At 63.6% G+C, this 25,179-nt stretch carries 21 protein-coding genes; 16 read left to right on the plus strand and 5 right to left on the minus strand.

The genetic code is table 11. The annotated features are described in order from the left end of the window. Positions 1–5 precede the first annotated feature (5 nt). The 13 genes from HHL26_RS10180 to HHL26_RS10240 are packed head-to-tail and all read left to right on the plus strand — an operon-like array spanning position 6 to position 13,938. Positions 6–830 (plus strand): polysaccharide biosynthesis/export family protein, encoded by an 825-nt coding sequence (locus tag HHL26_RS10180; protein ID WP_066558013.1) that lies wholly within the window; start codon positions 6–8, stop codon positions 828–830. After that, a complete protein-coding gene (locus HHL26_RS10185; protein WP_066558016.1) occupies positions 827–2,254 on the plus strand; it encodes an ATP-binding protein in 1,428 nt (475 codons plus the stop codon). Before HHL26_RS10180 ends, HHL26_RS10185 begins: the two co-directional genes overlap by 4 nt. Continuing rightward, a complete protein-coding gene (locus HHL26_RS10190; protein ID WP_169576091.1) occupies positions 2,251–3,609 on the plus strand; it encodes a GNVR domain-containing protein in 1,359 nt (452 codons plus the stop codon). The genes HHL26_RS10185 and HHL26_RS10190 overlap by 4 nt, the downstream gene beginning before the upstream one ends. Further along, positions 3,606–4,511 carry a capsular biosynthesis protein gene (locus HHL26_RS10195; RefSeq protein ID WP_066558022.1) on the plus strand — a complete coding sequence of 302 codons (906 nt, stop codon included), beginning with the start codon at positions 3,606–3,608 and terminating at the stop codon, positions 4,509–4,511. The genes HHL26_RS10190 and HHL26_RS10195 overlap by 4 nt, the downstream gene beginning before the upstream one ends. After that, the gene (locus HHL26_RS10200) at positions 4,508–5,320 is read left to right on the plus strand and encodes a WecB/TagA/CpsF family glycosyltransferase (protein ID WP_066558027.1); all 813 of its coding nucleotides are present in this window, start codon (positions 4,508–4,510) and stop codon (positions 5,318–5,320) included. The genes HHL26_RS10195 and HHL26_RS10200 overlap by 4 nt, the downstream gene beginning before the upstream one ends. Next, the gene (locus HHL26_RS10205; RefSeq protein ID WP_066558029.1) at positions 5,313–6,596 is read left to right on the plus strand and encodes a polysaccharide biosynthesis protein; all 1,284 of its coding nucleotides are present in this window, start codon (positions 5,313–5,315) and stop codon (positions 6,594–6,596) included. The genes HHL26_RS10200 and HHL26_RS10205 overlap by 8 nt, the downstream gene beginning before the upstream one ends. Beyond that, a complete protein-coding gene (locus HHL26_RS10210) occupies positions 6,566–7,966 on the plus strand; it encodes an O-antigen ligase (protein WP_066558030.1) in 1,401 nt (466 codons plus the stop codon). The genes HHL26_RS10205 and HHL26_RS10210 overlap by 31 nt, the downstream gene beginning before the upstream one ends. Then, positions 7,959–8,888: a glycosyltransferase family 2 protein gene (locus HHL26_RS10215; RefSeq protein ID WP_066558031.1), complete on the plus strand. Its 930-nt coding sequence runs from the start codon at positions 7,959–7,961 to the stop codon at positions 8,886–8,888. Before HHL26_RS10210 ends, HHL26_RS10215 begins: the two co-directional genes overlap by 8 nt. Continuing rightward, positions 8,885–9,844 (plus strand): glycosyltransferase family 2 protein, encoded by a 960-nt coding sequence (locus tag HHL26_RS10220; protein WP_066558032.1) that lies wholly within the window; start codon positions 8,885–8,887, stop codon positions 9,842–9,844. The genes HHL26_RS10215 and HHL26_RS10220 overlap by 4 nt, the downstream gene beginning before the upstream one ends. Beyond that, positions 9,844–10,812, plus strand: coding sequence for a glycosyltransferase family 2 protein (locus HHL26_RS10225; RefSeq protein ID WP_066558033.1), 969 nt, complete (start codon positions 9,844–9,846; stop codon positions 10,810–10,812). Before HHL26_RS10220 ends, HHL26_RS10225 begins: the two co-directional genes overlap by 1 nt. After that, positions 10,809–11,936, plus strand: coding sequence for an endo-1,4-beta-xylanase (locus HHL26_RS10230; protein ID WP_066558039.1), 1,128 nt, complete (start codon positions 10,809–10,811; stop codon positions 11,934–11,936). Before HHL26_RS10225 ends, HHL26_RS10230 begins: the two co-directional genes overlap by 4 nt. Then, positions 11,933–13,018, plus strand: coding sequence for an acyltransferase (locus tag HHL26_RS10235; RefSeq protein WP_066558042.1), 1,086 nt, complete (start codon positions 11,933–11,935; stop codon positions 13,016–13,018). Before HHL26_RS10230 ends, HHL26_RS10235 begins: the two co-directional genes overlap by 4 nt. After that, positions 13,018–13,938: a glycosyltransferase gene (locus HHL26_RS10240; RefSeq protein ID WP_066561779.1), complete on the plus strand. Its 921-nt coding sequence runs from the start codon at positions 13,018–13,020 to the stop codon at positions 13,936–13,938. The genes HHL26_RS10235 and HHL26_RS10240 overlap by 1 nt, the downstream gene beginning before the upstream one ends. Here the strand turns inward: HHL26_RS10240 and HHL26_RS10245 are convergent. After that, the gene (locus tag HHL26_RS10245) at positions 13,923–15,068 is read right to left on the minus strand and encodes a family 16 glycosylhydrolase (RefSeq protein WP_066558045.1); all 1,146 of its coding nucleotides are present in this window, start codon (positions 15,066–15,068) and stop codon (positions 13,923–13,925) included. The two genes, HHL26_RS10240 and HHL26_RS10245, sit on opposite strands and share 16 nt — an antisense overlap. On the opposite strand from HHL26_RS10245, the gene HHL26_RS24215 reads away from it, so the two are divergent. Beyond that, positions 15,037–15,360 (plus strand): hypothetical protein, encoded by a 324-nt coding sequence (locus tag HHL26_RS24215; protein ID WP_237229800.1) that lies wholly within the window; start codon positions 15,037–15,039, stop codon positions 15,358–15,360. The two genes, HHL26_RS10245 and HHL26_RS24215, sit on opposite strands and share 32 nt — an antisense overlap. A 182-nt stretch (positions 15,361–15,542) precedes the next feature. On the opposite strand, the gene HHL26_RS10255 is transcribed toward HHL26_RS24215, so the two are convergent. After that, positions 15,543–16,886, minus strand: a complete 1,344-nt coding sequence (locus HHL26_RS10255; RefSeq protein ID WP_066558047.1) for a UDP-glucose/GDP-mannose dehydrogenase family protein — start codon at positions 16,884–16,886, stop codon at positions 15,543–15,545. 322 nt (positions 16,887–17,208) lie between these two features. After that, positions 17,209–20,262, minus strand: coding sequence for a TonB-dependent receptor (locus HHL26_RS10260; RefSeq protein ID WP_087575447.1), 3,054 nt, complete (start codon positions 20,260–20,262; stop codon positions 17,209–17,211). Positions 20,263–20,657: 395 nt separating this feature from the next. On the opposite strand from HHL26_RS10260, the gene HHL26_RS10265 reads away from it, so the two are divergent. Together HHL26_RS10265 and HHL26_RS10270 are read left to right on the plus strand one after the other, a co-directional pair. Further along, entirely contained in the window at positions 20,658–22,043 is a 1,386-nt protein-coding gene (locus HHL26_RS10265; RefSeq protein WP_237229802.1) for an MFS transporter, read from the plus strand. 10 nt (positions 22,044–22,053) lie between these two features. Further along, positions 22,054–23,529: an aldehyde dehydrogenase family protein gene (locus HHL26_RS10270; protein WP_087575454.1), complete on the plus strand. Its 1,476-nt coding sequence runs from the start codon at positions 22,054–22,056 to the stop codon at positions 23,527–23,529. A 38-nt stretch (positions 23,530–23,567) separates the two neighbouring features. On the opposite strand, the gene HHL26_RS10275 is transcribed toward HHL26_RS10270, so the two are convergent. Then, positions 23,568–24,983: a M20/M25/M40 family metallo-hydrolase gene (locus HHL26_RS10275; protein ID WP_066558055.1), complete on the minus strand. Its 1,416-nt coding sequence runs from the start codon at positions 24,981–24,983 to the stop codon at positions 23,568–23,570. Then, positions 24,980–25,171, minus strand: coding sequence for a ferredoxin (locus HHL26_RS10280; protein ID WP_066558056.1), 192 nt, complete (start codon positions 25,169–25,171; stop codon positions 24,980–24,982). The genes HHL26_RS10275 and HHL26_RS10280 overlap by 4 nt, the downstream gene beginning before the upstream one ends. Positions 25,172–25,179 lie beyond the last annotated feature (8 nt).

Below are 25,179 nucleotides of genomic sequence, written 5' to 3' on the forward strand. Positions count from 1 at the left end.
GCGCTGTGAAAGCCGATACTCTCCTGAAATCCATGTCCGCCTTGCTCATGATTGCAGGATACTTCTCCGCGACTGCGCAAACCGTAGCCGGAACCGCCACGACGACTGCGGCCACACCCCCCGCCCCACAGGCGGCGAGCGCCGGCTATCAGCTTGGGCCCAATGACGAGCTGAAGATTTCCGTTTTCGGTCAGCCCGACCTGTCGACCACCACCCGCATCAAGGAGGACGGCACCGTGCTGCTCGCGCTGGTCGGCCCGGTCACGGCCAAAGGCAAGACGACATCGCAGCTCGCGCAGGACATCGCCTCGGGCTATGCCAGCGGCGGATATCTCACCAAGCCCTCGGTCAGTGTCGAGGTCAGCAACTATGTGAGCCGCTTCGTCACTGTCCTCGGCAATGTGCCGGAGGCGGGCAATTATCCGCTGGACCGCGACTATACGGTGGCGTCGATGCTCGCCAAGGCGGGTGGGTCGACCAAGGATGGCGCCAATGCCGTCATCCTGACGCCCGCCGACGGCAGTGGGCCGGTGCGCATTTCGCTGGCCGATATGGCGGCGGGCGCGATGCGGCCGCTCAAAGCAGGCGACACGCTGTTCGTGCCGCCTGCCGAGAAAATCTATGTCTACGGTCAGGTCCAGCAGCCCGGCGCCTTTGCTTATGCGCCTGGACAAAGCTTCCGGCAGGCATTGGCGCTGGCGGGCGGACCGACGCTGGCCGGTTCAACGAAACGCATAAAAGTCCGGCGGGAGGGGAAGGAAATACAGGCCAATCTGGATGATCCAGTGAAGCCTGAAGACGTCCTCATCATCCGGGAGAAGCTGTTTTGACGACACTCGATCAAAGCTTCACGCACCAACGATCCGGCCTGTTCGACCGGTTCCTGTCCCTGACGCGAAGCAGCGAAAAGCGCAACGAACGCGTCATAGCTGACGATGTACCGCTGCATCTGGACGTGCCCGCGCTGCCGGGCTTCCGGCAGGAAGCGCCGGATGTGGCGCCGGAAGGCTCCACCCATCGTCCGCTTTCGATGAGCGCCATGGCCGCGCCGATCAAGCCGATCAGCCTGCGCCGCGACAGCATCTACGCCGCGTTCAACACCGCCATGCCGGTGACGGACCGCCACGGTCTGGCCGGGCGCAACAGCGAACTGGAAAAGCTGGTCGAGGCGATCGTCGTGCAGCGCAAGCATGCCGTCATCTTCGGCACGCGCGGGTCGGGCAAGACCTCCCTCGCCCGCGTGTTCGGTGATCTGGCGGACGAAGCGGGCTGCATCGCCCTCTATGCCTCGGCCAATGGAGAAGCGGATTTCGACTCTCTCTTCCGCCCCTTCCTGACCGAATTGCCGATGAGCAGCGCGGGACAGGAGCGGGCGCGCAAGATGATGGGCGAGCCGCTCGATGTCTCCCGCCTCTCCGCCCTGCTGGTGGAGGAAGTGCGCGAGCGCGCCATCCTCATCATTGACGAATATGACCGGGTGCAGTCCGAAACGGCCAAGCAGGACGTGGCAACGCTGCTCAAGCTGCTGACCGACATTCATTCGCCGGTTCAGGTCGTGCTGGTCGGCATCGCCAGCGACATTGACGGGCTGATCGCGGCCCATCCTTCGCTCCGCCGTCACCTGGTGCCGCAGCGGGTCGCGCCGATCCCCAAGCCGGAACTGGAGCGGCTGTTACTGGCCTGCGCCAATAATGCGCGGCTTTCCATCGATGAAGATGCGTTGGACATGCTGGCGAGCGCGGCCATGGGTTCGCCCTATCATGCGCGGCTGTTCGGCATGTCGGCGGCTCTAGTGACGGAAGCGGCTGCACGCGACCGCATGGTGCTTGCCGATATCGAGCAGGGGCTGGTGTCCGCGCTGGAGGATTGGGAGGAAATGAGCGGCCAGACATACGCGCTGTTCCGCCGCATCCTGTGGGAAGCCGGGTCAGCGCCGGGTGTTGGCCGCCGGATGATCGCGCTCGCCGCCGTAGTGGCCTCTCAAATGTCGGCCATAAGCTATGAGCGGCTGGTGAAGCTTGGCCATGAAGTGCTGGGCGGCGGGTCGATCAATGAAGGCCAGGCGCGCGACGCCATGGCGCGGTTGCAACCCGCTCTGGTCCCGACGCCCAATGGCGAACTGTGGATGTTCGAAGATACGCTGGCGCCGCAATTCCTGCTGCTGATGGCGAAGCAGCCGGTGCAGAGCGCACCGCCTGTCCAGACGCCCGCCGAGGAAATGCGCGCCCTGCTCAAGGGAGTGGACGGGCTATGACCATGAACCCGATGGATTTGCTGGCGGCGCTTCAGGCGCGCTGGCGCACGGCGGCGATGATCGGAGGAATCTTGTTCCTTCTGATCGCGATCACCGCCTTTTTGCAACCGCGCCAATATATGGGCACGGCCTCGCTGCTGCTCGACCTGTCGCAGACCGACCCGACCGACACCAATACGGCGCAAGGTCCAAAGCCGGATACCGATTCCATTCTGGGCACCCAGACGGACATCATCCGCAGCGGCAAGGTGTTGAACGCCGTCGCCAGGGAAGCGGGCTTCGTCGACGCCCAGCCGACCGACATGCCGGCCGATGCGCGGCTGCAATCGGCGGCGGCCCTGGTCGGCAAGAATATGACCATTACCACCGGGCGGCAGAGCAATGTGCTCCAGATCCAGTATCTGGACGCCGATCCGCAGGTCGCGGCCAAGGTCGCCAATCTGATCGCCAAGATCTACATGCGCGAGCAGGTGGAACTGCGCGCTTCCCCGGCGCGCGGTTCGGCCAAATGGTTCGACGAGCAGACGCAGGAAGTGCGTCACCGCTATGAAATCGCCCAGAAGAAGCTGTCCGACTTCCAGCGGGCGCATGACATTATCGGCATCAACCGCATGGACCTTGAGGCTGAAAAGCTCAAGAACATGTCCTATCAGTTGACCCAGGCGCAGGCGGAAGCGGCGGCGGCCCGGTCGAAGGCTGGCGCAGGCAGCGTGTCCGACATCGAAGGGTCGCTAATCGTCCAGAATTTGCAGGAACAAGTGGCGGAGCAGTCCGCCAAGGTGTCCGAATTGCAAAAGACGCTTGGCCCCAATCATCCGAGCATGGCGGCGGCCAATGCGCAGCTTGCCGAGCTTCAATCGAAGCTGGCGTCGGCGCGGTCCAGCCAGGCCGGCGCGGTCAGCGCGAACAGCGTGGCGGCCAGCCGTCGCGAGGGCGACCTCAAGTCCAACATGGCCGGGCAGGAGGATCGCATGATCCGCATGTCCGACGTGCAGGACCAGTTGATGGTGCTCCAGCGTGACGTCGATGCGGCGCGGCAGACCTATGACACGGTGCGCCAGCGCTTCAACGAGGCGACGCTCAAGAGCCAGATCTCGCAGCCCAATGCCAGCCCGCTCGATGCGGCGACCGTTCCTCTGCTGCCCGCCAAGCCCAACATCATGCTCTGGCTGATCGGCGGGATCGCCCTGGGCCTGGTCGGCGGCGTGGCTGCCGTGATCCTCATGGAGATCATCCATCCGCGCGTTCGCTCGGCCGCTGGCGTGGCCCGCGCTACCCAAGTCGACGTCATTACCGAACTGATGCCGGTGCCCACAGGTGGCGGCTGGTTCTTCAAACAGCAGGAGGCCGCATGAGACTGCGTTCTACGGCAGGCGCCCCACCTCAACTCACGCCGGGCAGCGCGACGACGCTACGCCCCCGCGCCCGCGATAGCCATAATTTCGCTCGCCTTGCAGTAGAGCACGGCTTTCTGGCGGAAGCCGACGTGCATCATGTCGAGGGTCATGCCCGGTCCCAGGGTCTGGCGCTGCATGATGCGGCCGTCGACCTGGGATTGCTGAACCCGGAGGATGCGGGAATCCTCGCCGCCTTGCAGGGTGGCTTCTCCCTGCTGCCGCAGGGCGACCAACGGGTCGATCCGCTGGTGGTCGCGGCTTTCGATCCCGCCAACGCCTATGCCGCCAAGGTGCGGACGATCCGCGCCAAGATGCGCGCGGCGGCCAAGGATGGCGACCCCGCCTCCCTGCGGCTGGCGGTACTCGCGATCGAAGCGGGCGACGAGGCCGCGATCATGGCGGCCAATCTGGCGGTCGTGCTGGCGCAGATGGATGGGCAGACGATGCTCATCGACGTCGACATGGGGCGGCCTTCGCTCGACCGGCTGTTCCGGGTTGCCAACAAGGCAGGGCTTGCCGAGCAATTGATGGGCAGCGCCGCGCTGCTGCCGGCAGCCAAGACGGCGGTTGAGGGGCTGTGGCTGATGACCGCCGGTCGGGCTTCGGGCAGCGCGACGAGCCTTGTCACTCGCGGACCGCTGGCGGAAACGGCCAATGGCTGGGGGCTGCGCGACATATCGATGCTGTTCTACCTGGCGGAGCGCAAAGGCGACCAGACGCCCTATGGCAGCATATTGGCGGGCTTCGACGCGGTGGTCATCGTCGCGCGGCGCGGGGATACGGCGATTGCCGACATGCGCCGGGTGATCGACGATCTGGATCGTCATGGCGTGCCCATTGCCGGGACGGTGATTGCATGAGCGCCGAACATGCGCTGGCGCGTCACCAACCTCTTCCGTCTCCCGGCATCGGGCAGGACGCGCCTGTAGCCCATGTCGGCGGCTTGCCCGTATCGACCCTGTCGCTCGACGCGCTGATCGCGAAGATGCTGGTCGAGGCGCCCTTGCGACGGAGCCTGGACCAGCCACCCTTGCTGGTGTTCGACGCCAATGGGCAGGGTCTGTCGATGAATGCCAGCAACCCGGATTTCCGGGCCAATCTGGCGCAGGCAGACCTGATCCATGCCGACGGACAGATCATCGTCGCAGCGTCCCGCTGGTTGGGCGGGCCGCATATCGCTGATCGATCCAGCACGACGGACATGTTCATCGACAGCCTGGAACCAGCGGCGCAGGCTGGCGTCAGCTATTATCTGCTCGGCGGCGAGGAGAAGGTGAACGCCGCCTGCGCGGAGGAGATCGCCTCCCTCGCGCCAGGGCTGCAACTGGCCGGGCGGCGCAACGGCTTCTGGAAGCCGGAGGATGAGGACGCTGTGATCGATGCGATCAACGCAGCCTCGCCGGATGTCCTCTGGGTAGGCACCGGCAAGCCGCGTGAGCAGGCCTTCTGCGTGCGCAACCGGGAGAGGATCAGGGCGGGCTGGATCGTCACCTGCGGCGGGCTGTTCAACTACATTACCGGCGATTATCCCCGTGCGCCACTGTGGATGCAGAAGTCCGGCTTCGAATGGCTGCACCGCATGGCGACGCGGCCCCAGGAGCTTGCCTGGCGCTATATCACCACCAATCCCCATGCGCTCTGGCTGATCTGGAAACACCGCCATGGCTGAAGTTCAGGCCATGGAGGATAATGCCCGCGTCCAGCGCCTTGGCAGCCTGTTCGGCCGCTTCGGGCTGGCCAGCCTGTCCTCGGCCATCGTCTCGGTCAGCCATTTGCTGGTCCAGCTCTTTTCGATCCACCATCTGGGGACGGCGGCCATCGGTACGCTGGCCTTCCTGCTGGTGATCATCCAGTTCGGCTACAGCCTGTCCAACGCACTGGTATCGACGCCCTACACCATCGCCGTGAACCAGAGCGACGATGCCGAGGCACGGAATTTCGACTTCTTTTTCCCGGTCAATCTGATGCTGGCGGCCAGTCAGGGGCTGATCTGCGCGGCGATTGCCTGGGCGACGGCCTCGCCCATGGCGGCTTTGCTGTTCGGGTTGGCGGGGACGCTGTCGCTGATCCGCTGGTTCGGGCGGTCCAACGCCTATGCGCATCACGCGCCAGCGCGAGCCGCCCGGTCGGACCTAGCCTATGCCGGGACGATCCTCGCCGGCCTGCTGATCGCGATGCGGACGGGCGCCGACATGCCAGCCATTGGCGGCATGCTGGTGGCGGCCAGTCTGGTGGGCCTGCTGCCCTTCGGCCTTGCCTATATACGGCGGCATTTTGCCATGGCACCAGGCCGCGCCTTGAGCGCCTATCGCCCGGTGTGGAAGGAGCAATCCGCCTGGACGCTGGTGGGCGTGCTGTCGACCGAAGCCACATCCAACTCGCACAGCTATATCGTGACGCTGCTGGCCGGTCCGACCGCTTTCGCCCCGATTGCGGTGGGGATGCTGTTCTTCCGTCCGGTCAATGTCTGCATCACCGCCCTCACCCAGCTTGAGCGCCCCCGCATGACCCGCGCCGTCGCGCGCGGCGATCATGGCGCGGCGATCAAGTCGGAGCGCGTGTTCATGGCCGCGCTGGTGATGCTGTGGCTGGCGACTTGCGTGGTGGCGGCGCTCGCTCTCTATGCCTTTCCGGGCCTGATCCTGAAACCCACGCTGGACCACGGGCTGGTGATGATCGCGGTGGGCCTCTGCGCCCTCCTCTCCCTCGTCCAATGCGTGCAGACGCCGATGAGCGTCATGACCCAGGCCCGCAAAGCCTTCCGTCCCCTCGCCGCGCAGAGCATGCGCAGTTGCGGCGTCGGCCTTGTCGCCGTGACGCTGCTGGTGTGGGGCGCCGCGCCCGTCTTCTCCATTGGCGGCGTCGTGCTGTCGCAGCTCGTCATGATGCTCGGCATCTGGCAGCTCGACCGCAAATGGCGGCGCGACCAGCGGGGAGTCATCTGACCATGGCGACAAGCTGGCATCGCGGCGGCCTCACCGCTCCCCCCGCCGCCCAGAGCGGCGGCGGCGAGAGCATGCGCATGGTCTGGGTCACCCAGATCTTCTATTTCGTCTTCCTGATGATGGTCTTCATCGGCCAGCAACCCTTCGCCTCCCGCACGCAGGACGAGCTGGTGGCGATGGCGCAGGAAAATGACGGGTCGGACCTGTTCAAGCAGATGCTGTTCATTGGTTTCGCCCTGTTGCTGACCGGCGTGCAGATCATCCGCAAGCATCCGCTGCAATATAAATTCACTTTCTGGCCGCTGGCGATCATGCTGGTCTGGTTCTTCATCTCCTGCACCTGGGGCGTCGATCCTTTCGTGTCCTTCAAGCGGGCGATGCAGCAGTTGATCGTGATCTACATCACCTTCTGCGCGCTCTCGCTGATGGGGCCGCAAAGATTGTTCGACGCCTTGCGCGCGGCGCTGATCGTGTCGCTGATCATCTGTTGGGTGTCCTTGCCGTTGACGCCCGCCGCCGTGCATCCACCGACGGAAAGCGACAAGGCATTGATCGGCGCATGGCGCGGTTTCTTCTTCCACAAGAATATCGCGGGCGCCGTCATGGCATTGACCTTCATCGTCTGCGGCAATGCATGGATCGACCGGCGCAAATGGTATTACGCCCTGTTCGCGGTCATGGCCTTCGTCTTCGTGATAGGGACCAAGAGCAAGACTTCGCTCGCGCTGTGCGTCGGCATGCTGGCGATCAGCAACATCTATCGGGCGCTGAGCGACAACACGCAGAAACGGGCGATCCTGCTGCTGGGCCTTGGTTTCGGCATGGTCGGGTTCCTGGGGCTCTATATCGCCTATCAGCCGACCATCGAGCGGCTGTTCGCTGACCCGACCAGTTTCACCGGGCGCGTATCGATCTGGCGGGTGGTGTTCGACTATCTGGCCGATCACCCCTATCTGGGCGCGGGTTTCGGCGGCTTCTGGCAAGTGGGCGTCAACAGTCCGGCGCATGACTATCTGAACCAGCAATTCCAGATGCTGACCGCCCATTCGCATGACGGCTATCTGGAAATCTGGGTGACGACGGGGCCGCTGGGGCTGGTCATGCTGCTGGTCAGCTTCCTCGCCTTGCCCGCTTACTGGTTCCTGACGGGATCAACGAAAGAGAACCAGGCGCTGATGGTCCCCGCCTTCGCGATCTGGGTCTTCGTCATGTACCAGAATCTGCTGGAAACCAGCTTCTTCGACAAGGATCGCCAGGTCTGGGTGATCTTCCTCGCGGCGGTCGCGACCGCCCACGCAACCTTCAAGGCCAAGCCGCGCTCGCAATGGTCGCGGCGGCATCGTCTCCCGCAGGAGAGCGTCAATGGCTAATATCATCGTCTGTATTGCGACCTGCAACCGGCCGCAGGGACTGCGCCGCACGTTGGACTCTCTCGCTGCGCAACAAACACAGCACAATCTGGAAGTGCTGGTGGCCGACAATGACGCCGCCCGGCAGGAAGGGCTGGCCGTGGTCGAGCAGCTTGCTTCACAGGGCTATCGCTGGCCGATTGAGGCTCTGCTGGTGGCGGAGCGCGGCATTCCGCTGGTGCGCAACGCGCTCGTCGCCGCCGCGCTGGCACGGCCCGGCGCGACCCATGTCGCCATGCTGGACGATGACGAGGCCGCCTCCCCCGGCTGGATCGATGCTATGACGGATACGGCGCAGCGCTGGGACGCGGACGTGGTCGGCGGCGCGGTGCTGCGCGAAATGGACAGCGCCATCGCGCCCTGGGCGGCGCGCCATCCATTGCTTGCCCCAAAGCAACGCGGGCAGTCCGGCCCGGTCGCGCTGGTGGACAGCACCGCCAATGTGCTGATGGCCGCCACCGCCCTGCGCACCATGGGCGAGCGGCCGTTCGATGACCGCATGGCGCTGACCGGAGGATCGGACAAGCAGCTCTTCACCCGCATGCAGCGCAAGGGGTTCCGCTTCGCCTGGTCGGAGGAAGCGGTCGTCACCGAACTGATCCCGGCCAGCCGGATCACCGCCAAATGGCTGCTGATGCGCGGCTATCGCGTCGGCATGACCGACATGATGGTCGAGCGCTTCCACAAGGGCCGGTTGCGCACGCTGCTGGGCGAAGCGCCACGCATCGTCGCGGGTTTCCTGGTCGGCTCGCTGGGCGCCATCGCCACATTCGACCGGGGCAAGCGGGTCGAGCGCCTCGGCAAGCTTTACCGCGCGGCGGGCAAGATCGCCGGTCTCGCGGGCGTTCATTATGAAGAATATCGAAAGGTGCATGGCGCATGAGCAATGCTCCCCTCCAGAACAAGCAACCCTTTTTCTCCGTCGTCATCCCGCTCTATAACCGGGCGGAAATCGTTGGTGACACGATCCGGTCCGTGCTGGCGCAGGACTGGCAGGATTTCGAGATCGTCGTGATCGACGACGGATCGCACGACAATCCCAGCCGGGTGATCGACGCCATAGGCGATCCCCGTGTCCGCTACATCCGGCAGGATAATGCGGGCGGCGGCGCGGCGCGCAACCGGGGCATCATGGCGGCGGACGGGCGCTATATCGCCTTTCTCGATTCCGACGACCTGTTCCTGCCGGGCAAGCTTTCCATCATGGCGCAGGCGCTGGCCGGGGACGATGGGCACACCGTCCTCTATTCGCGCATGAAGGTCGACCGGGGCGTCGACCGTTATTGGATCAGGCCCGATCGCGGCATTCGCGAGGGGGAGGATGTGGGCGAATATCTGTTCTGCGCCAACCAGTTCATGCAGACCAGCACCATGGTCGTGCCGACGCGAATGGCGCAGGAAGTGCTGTTCGACCCGGCGCTCAAGAAAGGACAGGATCTCGACTTCTGCGTCCGGTTGCAGGGCGCGGGGGCGCGGTTCCGGATGATCGACCAGGCGCTGACCGTGTGGCTCGACGCGACCGAGGCGGGCCGTACCTCCTATGTGAAGGGCTATGAGACCTCGCTCGACTGGCTCGACCGCTGCGGCCATATGCTGACCAACCGGGCACGGCGGGGTTATCGGGCGACGGTACTCGCCTATCATATGGCCCCGATCAAGCCGGTGGTGGCGATCAAGGATCTGGCCATCGGCATGGTCGCGGGCGGCGTTCCGCCCCGCGTGATCGCCCGGCAGGTGCTGCGTTCCTATCTGCCCAAGCCGCTTTACCGGTCACTGGTCAACGGCTTCGTGCTGCGGTTCGGCAAGGCCGGGGCAGCCGCAAGTGGAGCCAGTTCGTGATGACCGCATGGCAACCTCCGTCCACTCTGAAAGCGGCAGCCGCCGCGCCGCTCTTTTCGGTCATAATCCCGACCTATCAGCGCCGTGATGCAGTGGTCGCCGCCGTGATGTCCGCGCTCGAACAGACCATCGCCATCATCGAGGTCATCGTCGTGATCGACGGATCGACCGATGGGACGGAAGTGGCGCTAGGCGCGATCAACGATCCGCGCCTCAAGGTCATCGTGCAGGAAAATCGCGGCGCGGCGGCGGCCCGGAACAAGGGCATCGACCATGCGCGCGGGCGCTATATCGCCTTTCTCGACTGCGACGACCGCTTCCTGCCGCATCATCTGGCCGACCTGTTGCCGCTGGTGCAGGAGAGCGAGGATGTCGTCGCCTATGGCCAGGTGCTGGCGGATCGCGGCGAAGGACGCAATTTCCTGAAGCCCCCCCGCGCCATCGCCAGCGGCGAGACGATGGACCGCTATCTGATGTGCGATCGCGGTTTCATCCAGACCAGCAGCATGGCGCTCAGCCGGATGCTGGCGGGGAAAGTCCGCTACCGCGAGGATGTGAAATTCGGGGACGATACTGATTTCGCGCTGCGCCTGTCGCTGGCCGGGGCGCGTTTCCTGATGACGGAACGGCCGGGCACCATCTGGGCAGACCGGCACGCCGACGACCGGCTGTCGGCCGTGCGCGGCAGCATCGGCAGCCTGGCCTGGCTCAAGGATCTGCGCCCGCATATCAGCCCCCGCGCCTTTTCCGCCTATATGGGCTGGCATGCCGCGAAAAGCATCTGGCCGACCAGCCGGCGGCAGGCGATGCGCTATTATTTGGGGGCAGTCTGCCGGGGGGCTTTCGGGCCAAGGCTGGCGGCGACGGTGCTGTTGCAGATCGTGATGCCCGACCCAGTCTATCGCCGCATTTCCGACCGGTGGATCGACTTTTCTCACATGCTTGCGGGCAGAGGACAGCGGCTATGAAGCGACGCGAATTTCTGGCCGGAGCGGCGGCGCTGACCGCCTGTTCGCCCATTCCGCAAAGTGCGGCGCAGGTCGGCGGGACGGCGGGCCTTGCCGCCCACGCCCGCAAGTCGGGCCGCTATTTCGGCGCCGCGATCAAATCGCGCCAATTGCGCGAAGACCCCGATTTCACGGCCGCCATCGCCCGCGAATGCGACATGGTGGTTCAGGAATATGAGCTGAAGCGCGGCACCACCGAGCCCAAGCCCGGAAAATATGATTTCAGCGGCGCCGACCAGATCATCGCCTTCGCGCAGGAGCATGGCATGCGGGCGCGGGGGCATGCGCTGGTCTGGTACGCCGCGCAGCCGCCTTGGCTGGAGCCGGCGTTGAAGCGCGCCGACAATGCGGGACGCGAGGAGTTGATGACCAGCTATATCGACACCGCCATGCGCCGCTATGCGGGCAAGATCCGCGAATGGGATGTCGTCAACGAAGCGATCGAGCCCAATGACGGCCGCGCCGACGGCATGCGCGCCAAAAGCATGTGGCTGGACGCACTCGGCGAGGATTATATCGATATCGCCTTCCACCGCGCCCGCGAGGTCGATCCCCGGCCCATGCGGTTCCTGACCGATTTCGGACTGGAACATGACTCGCCCCGTTGCGAACGGCGGCGCACCGCCATGCTGAAACTGCTCGACCGGCTGATGGCGCGGAACGTGCCGGTCGATGCGATCGGCATACAGGGGCATTTGAAGCCCTATAGGGAAGGCTTCAACCAGGCGGTTTTCGCGCGCTTTCTGGAACAGCTCAACGGATATGGCCTGGCGCTGTCGGTGACCGAATTCGACATTGCCGACCGGGGCGGACCGCCCAATCCGGACAAGCGGGACCGCGAAGTCGCCTCGGTCGCGAAAGCATTTCTGGACGTGGCACTGGACAATCCAGCAATGCGCTCGGTGCTCTGCTGGGGGCTGTCAGACCGCTATAGCTGGCTGTCCAATTTCAAGGATTATAAATGGCCCGACGGCCAGCTTTCGCGTGGCCTGCCGCTGGACGGGCAGATGCGCCGCAAGCCGCTATGGGACGCCATTGCCGCCGCCTTCGACGCAGCCCCCGCCATAAGGAGCGCCGGCGCATGAGAATTTCCTCGCTGACCGGCCTGCGCGGCGTGGCGGCGGTATCGGTGCTGCTGTACCATATCCCGCATAATCCGACGTTCGAGGCCTTTCGCCTGCCCCTCTTCTCCCGCGCCTATCTGGCGGTCGACCTGTTCTTCATCCTGAGCGGCTTCGTGATTTCCTTCGGCTATCACGACCGGGTGGTGAACCATCTCGGCCGCGCCAGCTATGTCGATTTCCTGATCAACCGCACGGCGCGGGTGTGGCCGCTGCACCTGATCGTCACGCTGGTGTTCATGGCCCGCATCCTGCTCAATATATCGGGCAATCAGGCGATCGATCTCAACGCCGCCAATGTGATCAGCAATATCTTCATGGTCCAGAGCTGGGGCTGGGGCACGGAGCCGATCGCGGGCAATAGCTGGTCGGTCAGCACGGAAGTCGCCGCCTATCTCATCTATCCGCTGATCGCGATCATTGCCTTTTCGCGATGGTCGTGGGTGCAAGGGTTGCTGTGCGTCGGCTTATTGGCGCTGGTGGCGATGTCCGGCCGGGGATCGAGCGGCCCCTTGGACGTCAATGACAGCGATACGGTGCTGACTCTGCTACGCTGCCTTGCCGGTTTCTCGCTGGGCGTGCTCAGCTATCGCTGTGCGCAAAAGGACTGGTGCAGGCGGCTGATCGACCGGACGGGCGGCTTTGCGATGATCTGCGGGCTGATCGCGCTCGCGCTGCTGTTGCCCGGAAAGGCCGATGTACTGGTGGTCTGCCTGATGCCCCCGCTGGTGCTGAGCTGCTATTATAATGGCGCGGCAGCGCGGGCGATCATGGCCAATCCGGTCAGCTTCCATCTGGGCCTTATCAGCTATTCCATCTATCTCTGGCATCCGCTGGTGCGCGACGTGTTCGCGCGCGGCATGGGGGTCGCGCACAAGCATGGGATCACCGGCTTCGACGGGCTGATCCTCGCCGTCATGCTGGTCGCGACCTGGCTGCTCTGCTGGGCGAGCTATGCGCTGGTCGAGGTGCGCGGGCATCAGCTCATCAAATGGTTCCAGCGCGGCGGCCGCACCCGCAAGCCCGCCGTGGAGGCTGCCGCCTGATGCCTGCGGTCTGGATCGCCATCCCCACCTTTCGCCGCCCCGAGCAGCTTCGGCATCTGCTAGAGACGTTGCCGGGGATTACCGACCGCCATGACGTGATGCTGCTGGTGGCCGACAATGATCCCGAACGGCAGGAGGGCGCCGCCGTCGTGCGCGCCCTGTTGGCGGAGGGTTATCGCCTGCCCGTGACGCTGCTGACGGTGGCGCAGCCGGGACTTTGCGCGGTACGCAATGCGATCGTCAGTGCCGCCCTCGATGATCCGGCGATGCGCTTCCTGGCCATGATCGACGATGATGAATGGCCCCAGCCGGGCTGGCTCGATGCCCTGTTGATCTGTCAGGCGCAGGTGGGCGCGGATGTCGTGGCCGGACCGGTGGATAGCTGTTTCGTCGGCCAGCCGCCACGCTGGACGCGGGAAACATTGGTCTTCCGCGCGGAGAAACGGCCATGGGGCGCCACCGGCATGCTGTGGGCCAGCAACAACCTGCTGGTCAGCCGCCGCGCATTCGCGATGATCGCAGCGCCCTTTTTCGATCCGCGCTTCAACCGCAGCGGCGGGGAGGATCTGGATTTTCTAGCTCGCCTGCATGACGCCGGAGCGCGGTTCGGCTGGTCCCCCGATGCGCGGGTCAGCGAATGGGTGCCGGTAGAGCGGGCGCGCCTTTCCTGGGTGCTCAAACGCATGTGGCGCATCGGCTGCACCGAAACCATGGCGCGGCGCAAGGCTCTGCCCGGCCGGATCGGTACGGCAAAGCTGCTGGCCCGGTCGATCGCGATATTGGGATTGCGGACGGCTGGACTGGCGGCTCTACTGCTGCCCGGCGCGCGTCGGGTCGACATCGCCGGGCAGTGGGTCAAGAGCTGGGGGCGCCTCTATGCCCTCGCGGGCGGCGCCCAAAGCTATTATGGCGCGCTGTAGATCTTGAAGCTCTTGACGGTCATGTCGCCCGATCCGTCGTCATAGGTGCCGTTGGTCTTCACCGCGACATCCATGATCGGATAGAAGCGGAAACCCTGGAAGGGATTGACCGACTGGTATGTTTCCACCCCGTCCACGAACCAGGTGATATAGTCGCGCTGGATGTCCACGGCGAAGCGATGGAAACCCTGACTATAGCCGCTGAGGCCATAGGCCTGCTGCGTCTGGATCGTGACGCCCCGCGCATCGTAGCGGGTGCTGTTGGCGCCGACATGGATGGTGTGCGCGACGTGGCGGTCAAAATCCCAAAAGCTCTGATAGCCAAAGCCCTCATAAATATCGATTTCCGGCGGCCAGCCACTGGTCGACACCAACCAGAAGGCCGGCCATGAGCCGCGCCGGTTAGGCATTTTGGCTTCCCATTCATATTGGCCATAGCCGATCTGCGTCGCCAGGAAATTGCGGCCATCCAGCGCCGACGATCCATAATACCAGGTCTGGCCGCCATAGCTGATCGGCGTCTTCAACTTCTGCGTGTGCAGGACCAGGCCGTCCGTTCCCCAATAGACCGGCCCTTCGATGCCGGGAAAAATGCTGGAATCAAGATACAGGCCGGTCTCGCCATTGGCGACCTGCGTTCGGCCATTGGCGAGCGAGGTCGCCCACCTATCCCAACCGCCATCGGGCGAACGCTTGTGCGTATCCTTGCGCAGTTCGAACTGGAGCGTGCCCGTCGCCGCGAAGGTTCGCGGCTCTCGGAAAGTGCCGGTCGCCTTCAGCGTCGCCTCCACCGCGCTGCTGGCGGTGATCGTAGCCGTCGATTGCCCCTGAAGGCCGCCCCAGGGTGCCTCCCGCAGCTTGAGCTGGAACTGCTGCCCTTCCGTGGCGGCGATGATCGGCACCGCGACGGTCTGGATCAGCGGATCGCCCGGACGGAAGATCACCACCGTATCGACGGTCTGATAATTATAGCCCGACAGTGCGCGATAAGTACCCGATCCGTTGACGGTGATGATCCGCGCGATCACCGTGTTGGGCGTCGGCCGATCCAGCGTCACCGGGACATAGGCGACACTGCTGCCCGGTCGGAAACTGGCATTGCCCAGCGAAAGCGTCGCCTTTTCCGGCAACCTAGTCCCATTGGCGAAGTCGAAATCCGAAAAATCCGACGTCGTGCTGATTGTGGCGGAACCACTTGTCGTCGACGTCGTTAATGTCGAACTCGTCGTCGTGGACGACGAGGAAGTGTTGGTGATTGTCGACATCCTATTCGATGTCGACCCTGAAGTCATGATCGTAGCGGCTCCCGCTGCGAAAATGCAAGATATGGCTATTCCGGCTCCAAAAATGGAGCCAGTCATTTTGACAGGCATGTTTGCGACCCCCGAAGTTATCCCCTGTAGGGTCTCCTATGAAGGTTAACAAAAACTTCCGGTCAATAACGACTCGTCGTATTGTCTCAGGATTTGCGACGAACTGTTGCATGCCGTAAGGGAAATGACGGAAAACCAAGGATTCTTTCAGAACCGATATAGTCGATTCGGAAATTCCGGCTGGAAGCTTTGCCCCCTCCTTTTTACGGGAGGGGGATTTTGGTCGTAGCTTTACTCTGCCGCCTGCACCAGTTCTTCGATCTCCGGCGTGACTCCGCGACCGACGCTGACATAGGTGAAACCGGCCGCCTCGGCATCAGCGGGGCGATAGATGTTGCGCAGGTCGACCAGCCCATCGCCGTCCATGATGCTTTTGAGCCGGTTCAAGTCGAGCGCCCGAAGCGCATCCCATTCGGTGACGATGACGACTGCCGCGGCCCCTTCGGCGGCTGCATAGGGATTGTCGCAGAAATCGACATTGCTCAGCATCGTGCGGGCCGCGTCCATCCCCTCCGGATCATAGGCGCGGACCTGCGCGCCGCCATCCTGCAAAGCCTGAATGATCGAGAGTGACGGCGCATCGCGCATGTCGTCGGTATTGGGCTTGAAGGTCAGGCCCAGCACCGCGACCGTCTTGCCGCGCACCGAACCATTGCATACCGCAACCACCTTGCGCGCCATGGCCCGCTTGCGGCTCTCGTTGATTGCCACGGTCGCTTCGATGAGACGGATGGGCGCACCCGAATCCTCGGCCGTCTTGACCAGCGCCAGCGTATCCTTGGGAAAACAGGAGCCGCCATAGCCCGGCCCCGCATGCAGGAATTTTGAACCGATCCGGTTATCCAGGCCGATGCCCCGCGCCACCTGCTGCACGTCCGCACCGACATTTTCACACAGATCGGCCATCTCGTTGATATAGGTGATCTTCATCGCCAGGAAGGCATTGGCCGCATATTTGATGAGTTCGCTGGTCCGGCGCCCGGTGAACTGGATCGGCGCCTGGTTGAGATAGAGCGGCCGATAGACCTCCTCCATCACCGGGCGGGCGCGTTCATCCTCTATGCCGACGACGATGCGGTCGGGACGCTTGAAATCCTGGATCGCCGCGCCTTCGCGCAGGAATTCCGGATTGGAGGCGACAGCGAACTGCGCGTCCGGATTGGTTTCGCGGATGATCCGGTCGACCTCGTCGCCTGTGCCGACCGGGACGGTCGACTTGGTGACGATGACGGTAAAGCCCTTGAGATTGGCCGCGATCTCCCGCGAGGCGTCATAGACATAGCTGAGGTCGGCGTGGCCGTCACCCCGCCGGGCGGGCGTGCCGACGGCGATGAAGACGACATCGGCCTGATTAACCGATCCGGCGAGATCAGTGGTGAAGGTCAGCCGCCCCGCCTTCACATTGCGGGCGATCAGATCGGCAAGGCCGGGCTCATAGATCGGCACGCCGCCGCTCTGCAACAGCTCGATCTTGCGCGCATCCTTGTCCACGCAGATGACATCATGGCCGAAATCCGCGAAACACGCGCCGGAGACCAGGCCGACATAGCCCGATCCGGTCATAACGATCCGCATCTCTATTCTCCTTCTTCAAACGGCTTCCGTCCGACGGCCAACCGATCATGAAATGACGTGCGAATCCGTTCCGGGAAACCCCGGGTGCACGGACCCTCACCCTTCATCATGGGCTGGACCTCAGGCGACCCAGCCTGATGCCCAATTGACCGGAACCAGCCGGCTATTGACGCAGCGCAACATACTGCGGGGTGCAGCATGGATGCAACGCAGCCTGCCGCTCTATGGACACATATGGGCGCGGATCAGGGGCTTAGCGAAAGGAAAAGGGGCGGAAGCATCGCTGCTCCCGCCCCTTTTGCCCTCGCCCCGAAAGAGCCGATCAGAATTTGACGCGCACGCCCGCCGTGAAGGCGCGGCCGACAATGTCGTATACCGCGATGTTGGTCGGCGGGTTTACGCCGGGCACAGTGCCCGGGATCAGCGGCGGATCCTTGTCGAACAGGTTGTTGACCGTCGTGAAGAACTCGAAATTGCCGCCATCGCCATGCGGAATGGTGTAGCGCAGCGTCAGGTCGGTGTACCAGACCGGCTTCACCTTCGGATCGACAAACTGGATCGGCGTCGTACCGCCCGGAATGTCGAGCCGCATCTTGCCGATATATTGTTCACCAATCGTGATGCCGAACGGCCCGTTGGTATAGTCGACCGTCAGATTGCCGCGCCAGCGCGGGAAGCCCTGCGGGTTGCTGGTGACGACGCTGACGCCCGCATAATGGGCGATCGGCGCGGTCGCATATTGCTGGGCATCGAACTTGTCGAGATAGTTGAGGTAGAGACGGACGCCCAGCCCGCCATTGCCCACGGCGGTCCGATAGGTGAAGTCGAAGTCGACGCCCGCCGTCTTCAGGAAGGCGATGTTCTGCGGCACCAGATGAACGAGCGACGGGAAAGTCGTTGGCGACGCACGGTCGATCTGGGTGCACTCCACAACGCCCGACCCGCCAGCATTCAGGCAGTTGGTCAGCAATTGCTGCGCCGACAGGGAGTCGATCAGCTTGTCGACCTTGATATGATAATAGTCGATCGAGGCCGAGAAACCGCGCAGGAATTCAGGCGCGAACACTGCGCCAAAGGTGTAGGTGTTCGCGACTTCAGGCTTCAGATCGGGGTTGCCGACTGTGAGCGTGTTGGCGTTGACGTTCTGGCCGCTGCCATATGTCCCGGCCGCGTTCCTGACGTCGTTCACGATGCCGATGCCGCTCTGCGGACCTGCATAGAGTTCGTAGAGATTGGGTGCGCGGATGTCATGCGAATAGGTGCCGCGCAGCAACAGGCTGTCGACCGGCTTCCAGGTCGCGCCCGCCTTCCAAGTCTTCACCGTGCCCGATGTCGAATAGTCGGTCACGCGGATCGCGCCGTTGACGCTCAGTTCCTGGAAGAAGGGCGTATCCTTAAGGATCGGCACCGCGATTTCGGCATAAGCTTCCTTAACGTTCAGCTTGCCATGGCTGCCGCCCACATTGGTCAGCCAGTAGGCCAGCGTGTTGATCGGGCCGGTCGGATAGGGAAGCAGGGCGGATTCCACCCGTGGAATCCCGCGCAGCCCGGCGAAATAGGCTTCCTTCTGCGCGTCGGTCAGCAGCAGCGCCGGATCGGCATTGCTGGTCAGATTCAGCGTCTGGCGACGATATTCGACGCCGACGGCGATATCGACCGGGCCGGCGGGCAATTCGAACAGGCTGCCGCTGATATTGGCCGCAAATGCATCCTGCTTGAAGCGCGCGCGATAGCTCGACGTGCCGGTGGCATAGGCATAGCCCGCCGGAGTCGATTTGGACGGATCGCCATGCATCACGTCGAGCGGCTGGCAACCCGCAAATTGCGAGGCATAGGCCGGATTGAGCAGCACGCGGCAGGTAATCTGGCCATTAGCTGGGTTACGAACGGCATCCAACGCCGCATACAGCTTCTGATTGTTGTACAGCCCGACATTGTCCATCGAGTGCTTGGAGTCGCCATGGTTATAGGTGACCTGCCAGTTGAAGTCCGCGAACTTGCCGGTCAGGCCCGCCGTCGCGGTCCAGTAATCGGTCTTTTCATAGGCGATCGGCTTGGGCTGGCCGGCATCCTGCTGCCCCACGACATAATAGTCATTCGCGCCGGTGAGAGCCGAATCCAAAGCCGTCGAGAGATAAGGATTGCCCTTGTAGATGCGCGCCGATTCCGTCGCCGGGATCAGCGAATTGCCCTGGGTGAAATAATGATATTTGCTGCGGGCATAGACGCCCTGGACGAAGGCCGTGATATTGTCGGTCAGTTCATAGCTGACCCGGCCGAAGCCGTTATAATTGGTGAGCGGCGCGATCGCATTGGTGTCGTTCGGGATCTTGTAGCCGTCACCGCCCTGCTGGAAGCCGGTGGTGCCGACCGCCGTGCCCAGATTGAAGGCGCGGGTGGAACCGTCATTGTTGATGACCCGGCCCACAAACGGATTACCCGTCACGCTTGAGCCCACGATACGCCCATTGGCCGCCAGTGCGGAAATGCGGATGTCGGAGGCGATGGCATAGGGATTGGCGGCGGTGCCCGGCGCGGCAGTGCAAGTACGCTGCTGGCCGTTTGCCGAAGGACCGCAACTCGTCGTCACGCTGCCGACGAAATTATAGCCCTGGGTCGCAAAGCTGCGATCCTGCCGCAACATGCCTTCGCTATTGGAATATTCCGCACTCAGCAGCACATGGCCCCGGCCCCCGGCGAAATCCGAACCGAAGGCTGCGCCCAGACGCTGATTGCCGTTATTGCCGCGCTCGTCGATGCCGGCCTGGGCCAGACCCTTGAAGCCGGTGAACTTCTTGTCGAGGATGAAGTTGACCACGCCTGCGACCGCATCGGAGCCCCATTGCGCCGAAGCGCCGCCCGTCACCACGTCGACGCGCTGCATCAGAAGCTGCGGCAGGACGTTGGTATCGATCGTGCCGACATATTCGGTGGGCGACACGCGCATGCCGTCGAACAGCACCAGCGTGCGCAGCGGCCCCTTCGGGTTGTTGCTGGGCGTGCCAAGACCGCGCAGGTTGAGCACATTGCCGTGGATCGGCAGGTTGGAGAAGTTGTTGGCCGATTTGGACGGGCTGAGCGAGTTGTTGAACTGCGGCAGCTTGTTGAGCGCGTCGGCCACGCCTGACGGCGTCGTCTTGGCCAGTTCCTCGGTCGATGCGACCGTCACGGGAGTCGGCGCGGTATAGCCGTCGCGCACGATGCGCGAACCCGTAACGACGATGTCGGCATTGCTCGCAGGCCCGGCCGCCTGAGGCGTCGCTCCTTCCTGAGCGGGTGCCGCTGTGGTCGCTTCCTGCGCCAAGGCGGGCACGGCCATTGCGATGATGCTGGCGCTGACCGCCAGCGACGAGATGAACAGACTGTTCTTCGCCATCTTTCCTTTTCCTCTCCCTGCACGACCATGACCAGGCAAAGTCACCCGGCTTGATCATTATTATCCCCGTGTGCACTTTTATAGTTATCCCACTCGGCCACATTGTCAATAAATTTTGCACCAATGGGAAAATTTTATTGGAAAGACCTATCCTCCTCCTTTCTCCTTGAATCCCTCAGGAAAATTCCCGCGCACAGCCGCGGCACTGGGGCGTGCCGAAAAGATGCATCGCGAACATATATTGACCCACTGTGCAAAAATGTGCGTTATAATGCCTGAAGTGACGACGCCCGGACGGGCGATCGCCGGACCAGATATGGCCGGAAGATATGGAGAGTGCCCTTGCCGCATGATCGTCAGCCAGCGCGCACCATTTCCCATGGGATTGCGCAGTCATGACACAGATTTCCGCGACGATGACGCCATCGTCTGGGTCAGGCAGCGCGCATGGAGATGTTGAAACCAACATCACCCCCCCTCTCCCTGAACAGGCCGCCTATCCGTCGCCTCCAATGGGCTGGTTGACTGTATCGATCCTGTTCTTGCTGTACATATTATCACTGACTGACCGAAACATCATGGCCCTAATGGTCGGGCCGATAAAAAAAGATCTGGGCCTTTCGGATCTGCAGATCAGCCTTTTACAGGGACCGGCCTTCGCCATTCTCTTCTGCCTGTGCGCCATTCCCCTGGGCATGGCGCTGGACCGCTTCAGCCGGCGAGTCGTGCTGTATCTGTCAGTAACTGCGTGGAGCATCGCGGCGGCGAGTTGTGGCCTCGCCGGAAGCTTCGCGGCGCTCGCCATGGCGCGCGCGGGGGTCGGCGCGGGCGAGTCGGGCTTCGGCACCGGCAGCTATTCGGTGGTCGGGGACAGCTTCCCGCCGCATAAGGTGTCGCTCGCCATGTCCGTCTTCATCATGGGCGGCGTGATGGGCGCGGGCATCGTGTTCCTGTTCGGCGGCCCGATCGTCGCCGCCGCGATGAAGGCCGGACCTGCCGTCTGGCCGGTCTTCGGCCTGTTGCAGCCCTGGCAGCAGGTGTTCATCATGACCGGCGCGCCTGGCATGCTGCTGGCTTTCCTCGTCTTCGTCTTTCGCGAGCCGCCCCGGCGCAAGGCGATCAGCGCGGGTGCGGGCTATGGCGAGGCATGGGCTTTCATGCGCCAATATAAGGCACTTTACCTGGCCACCTTCGTCGGTTTCGGCCTCGCCTATGCGGCGACCATCGGTTTCCAGCTCTGGACGCCGGTCTATCTGGCGCGCGTCCATGGCTGGGAGCCGGGACGGATCGGCCCGGTGATCGGCCTGGCCCAGATCGGAGCGGCGGCGCTGATCCCGGTCCATGGCTGGACGGTGGACCGGCTCTATCGGCGCGGGAAGCGCGACGCGCATCTCTTCTGGTGCCTGCTGACCGTGCTGGCCGCCGCCCCGTTCGGCATCGCCGCCTTTCTGGTCAGCAGCCCCTGGGCGACGGTCGTCTGCTACTGGTGCTTCATGGCGCTGATCCTTTCGACCTCCAGCATGGGACCCGCGACGGTGCAGGTGGTGACGCCGCAATATCTGCGCGGGCGCGTGTCGGCGCTCTATGTGCTGGCATCGGGCCTGATCGCCATGGCGGGCGGGCCTGCTTTCATCGGCCTCGTCACCGATAAGCTGCTGGGCGACGAAATGAAGGTCGGCCTGTCGCTCGTCATCAGCGTTTTCTGCGTGCTGCTGCCCGCCGCGCTTCTTTTCGCTTTCGGGCGCGCCTCGATGCGGCGCGCCCATGAAGCCCTTGCCTGAGGATGATCCCATGATCGAGACCCGCCGCCCCGCCTTCATCGACGGCAAACCCAAAAAGCTGTTGATCGACGGCAAGCCTGTCGACGCCCTGTCGGGCGAGACGTTCCAGAGCTTCAGCCCGTCTACCGGCGAACTGGTGGCCGACCTGGCGCTGGCGAGCGCGGAGGATGTGGATCGCGCCGTCCGCGCTGCCCGTGCCGCCTTCGAAGGGCCATGGAGCCGCTTCAAGCCCGCTGAGCGGCAGGCCGTGCTGCTGAAGCTCGCTGACTTGGTGGATGCGGAGTTCAATGACCTTGCCCTGCTCGATTGCATCGAAATGGGCCGTCCGATCACCGCTGCGCGGGGTCTGCGCGGGATGTTGCAACGCTCGCTGCGTCATTTTGCCGGGGCGGCGACGGCGATCCATGGGGAGACTTTGTCCAACAGCTTCCCGGTCGACCTCCTCTCTTACACCCTCCGCGAGCCGGTCGGCGTGGTGGGCGCGATCATCCCCTGGAACGGCCCGCTGTTCAGCGCGGCGTGGAAGGTGGGGCCGGTGCTGGCGACCGGCTGTACCATCGTCCTGAAGCCCGCCGAGGATGCGTCGCTCAGCCCGCTACGCTTCGGTGAGCTTTGCCTGGAGGCGGGCGTGCCGCCGGGGGTCGTCAATGTCGTAACCGGCGCGGGCGGGACCGGAGGCGCGCTTTCGGCCCATCCCGATGTCGACAAGATCGCCTTCACCGGCTCCTGCGAAACCGGCCAGCGGATCATTGCCGCCTCCGCCGGAACGGTGAAGAAAGTGACGATGGAACTGGGCGGCAAGTCGCCCAATATCATCTTTGCCGACGCCGATCTCGACATGGCGACGCCCGCGGCGGCGATGGGCGTGTTCAATAATTCGGGGCAGGTTTGCGCGGCGGGCACGCGGCTGTTCGTCGAGCGGCCGGTCTATGAGGAGATGGTTCAGCGCATCGCCGCCTTCGCGAAGAATTTGAAGGTCGGTCCCAGCCTGGACCCCGGCACGCAGATCGGCCCGCTGGTGTCGGCCAAGCAATATGCCCGCGTCTCCTCCTATCTTGAACTCGGCCCGCAGGAAGGTGCGCGGCTGGTGACAGGCGGCGAGCGGGTGACGGGCGGCGCCTTCGATCAGGGCCATTGGGTCGCGCCCACGGTCTTTGCTGATGTGAAGGACGACATGCGGATCGCCCGGGAAGAGATTTTCGGCCCCGTCTCCTGCATCATGCCGTTCGACGATTTCGATGAGGTCATCACCCGCGCCAATGCGACGCGCTTCGGCCTGGCGGGCGGGGTGTGGACGAAGGATATCGGCAAAGCCATGACGGCAGTGAAGCGCATCCGGGCCGGGTCGATCTGGGTCAATCACTATTTCGCGATGGACTCGTCCGTTCCCTTTGGCGGCTACAAGATGAGCGGCTTCGGACGCGAGGGCGGCTTCGAGCATATCGACGCCTATTTGCAGACCAAGGCGGTGTGGATCAGGACTTAGGTATTTTCGTCGTCCCCGCGGAGGCGGGGACGACGCAATCATTTTTCCCCCGCATAACGCTTGATCAACTCGTAGAGATAATCCCGCCCCTCATAGACACTCTTCACCCGGATGCGCTCATTGACCCCATGGGCGCCATTGCCGTCGGGATCGAGGAATATACCCGGCACGCCATAGGTCGGAATACCCGCCGCGCTGAGATAGCGGCCATCCGTTCCTGCCGTCAGCAGATTGGGCACGACCGGGATGCCCGGAAACAGCTTGCGCGCCACCTCCTCCACAGGGCCAACGATGGCAGGATCGATCGGAGGCGGGATAGCCACTGCCTCCCCCTTTCCACCCTCACGACGAAGCGCAATGGCCGGATTGCCGATGACCTGACTTAGCTGCGCCTCGACATCCTCAACCTTCTCGCCGGGAAAGAGACGACACTGGATCGTCGCCCTCGCTCGTTGCGGCAAAGCGTTGATGGCATGTCCCGCCTCCACCATCGTTGCAACGCAGGTCGTGCGCAGCATGGCATTATAGGTGACGTCACTCGTCACCTTCGCCGCCACGGCATCACCGGTCGCGCCCTTACCCAATGCCGCCATCGCCCATCCCATGTCGCCGCCGACGATCGGCGCCATCCGGGTAAAATAACCCCGATTGGTGGCATTGAGCCGGATCGGGAAGGAAAACCGGCGGATCGCGGCCAACGCATCGGTCAGATCGTAGATCGCGTTGTCGGGACGCGGCCGGCTGCTGTGGCCGCCGGGATTGCGTGCTTCGATGGTGAAGCTCTGTGAATGTTTCTCGCCCACCGCCAGATAGAGCGCGACCGGCTTGCCGTTCGCATCGGTGATGCCATAACCTCCCTCGTTGAGCGCAAAGCTCGCCTCCACCGCCTGGCGCCGATGCTTGAGCAGCCAGTCGACGCCGTTCACCCCCTCTCCGCTTTCCTCGCCGCAGGTCAGGGCGACCTTGATGCTGCGCTTGGGCCGAAAGCCCTCTTTCTTCATGCGGATCAGGCTGTCCACCCAGATGGCGGAGAGCGCCTTGTCGTCGATCACCCCGCGCCCTATGAAATAGCCATTTTCCTCGACCAGTTTGAAGGGGTCACGCGACCAATCCTCCCGCCGCGCGGCGACGACATCGATATGATCGACCAGAAGCATCGCCCTGGCCCTGGGGTCGCTGCCCTCGATTCGGGCGATCAGGCCGCCCTCCTTCGGCCGACCTTCGGGGACGAAGACCTCCGCCTGACCGGCGTCGAAGCCCGCACCCCTCAGCCGTGCCAGCAGCCGCCCGGCGGCCAAGGTGCAGTTCCCGGTCGAAGCGCTGGTGTCCGTTTCCACCAGTTCCCGGTAAATATCGCGAAACACCGCCTGATCGGCCCGCAACGGCGCTGCGCCCGCGCCCTGCCCCATCATCAGGAACAGCGCTGCCGCAAGCGCCCCATGAGCACCCCTCATTTCTGGATTTCGAGCGCCCGCTCAGGGCAGGATTTTGCCCCCTTCCAGGCGAGCTTTTCATCCGCCTCCGCCACCTCGATGTCGCCGGGCTTGATATAGCCCTCATCATCCAGTTCGAAGATATGGGGCGCCATGGCCCAGCAACGCGCATGACCCTGGCACTTGTCGTTGTGCACAATGATTTTCATGGGACGTC

The sequence above is a fragment of the Sphingobium sp. TB-6 genome, assembly GCF_012927365.1.
In the GTDB taxonomy this organism is placed as follows: domain Bacteria; phylum Pseudomonadota; class Alphaproteobacteria; order Sphingomonadales; family Sphingomonadaceae; genus Sphingobium.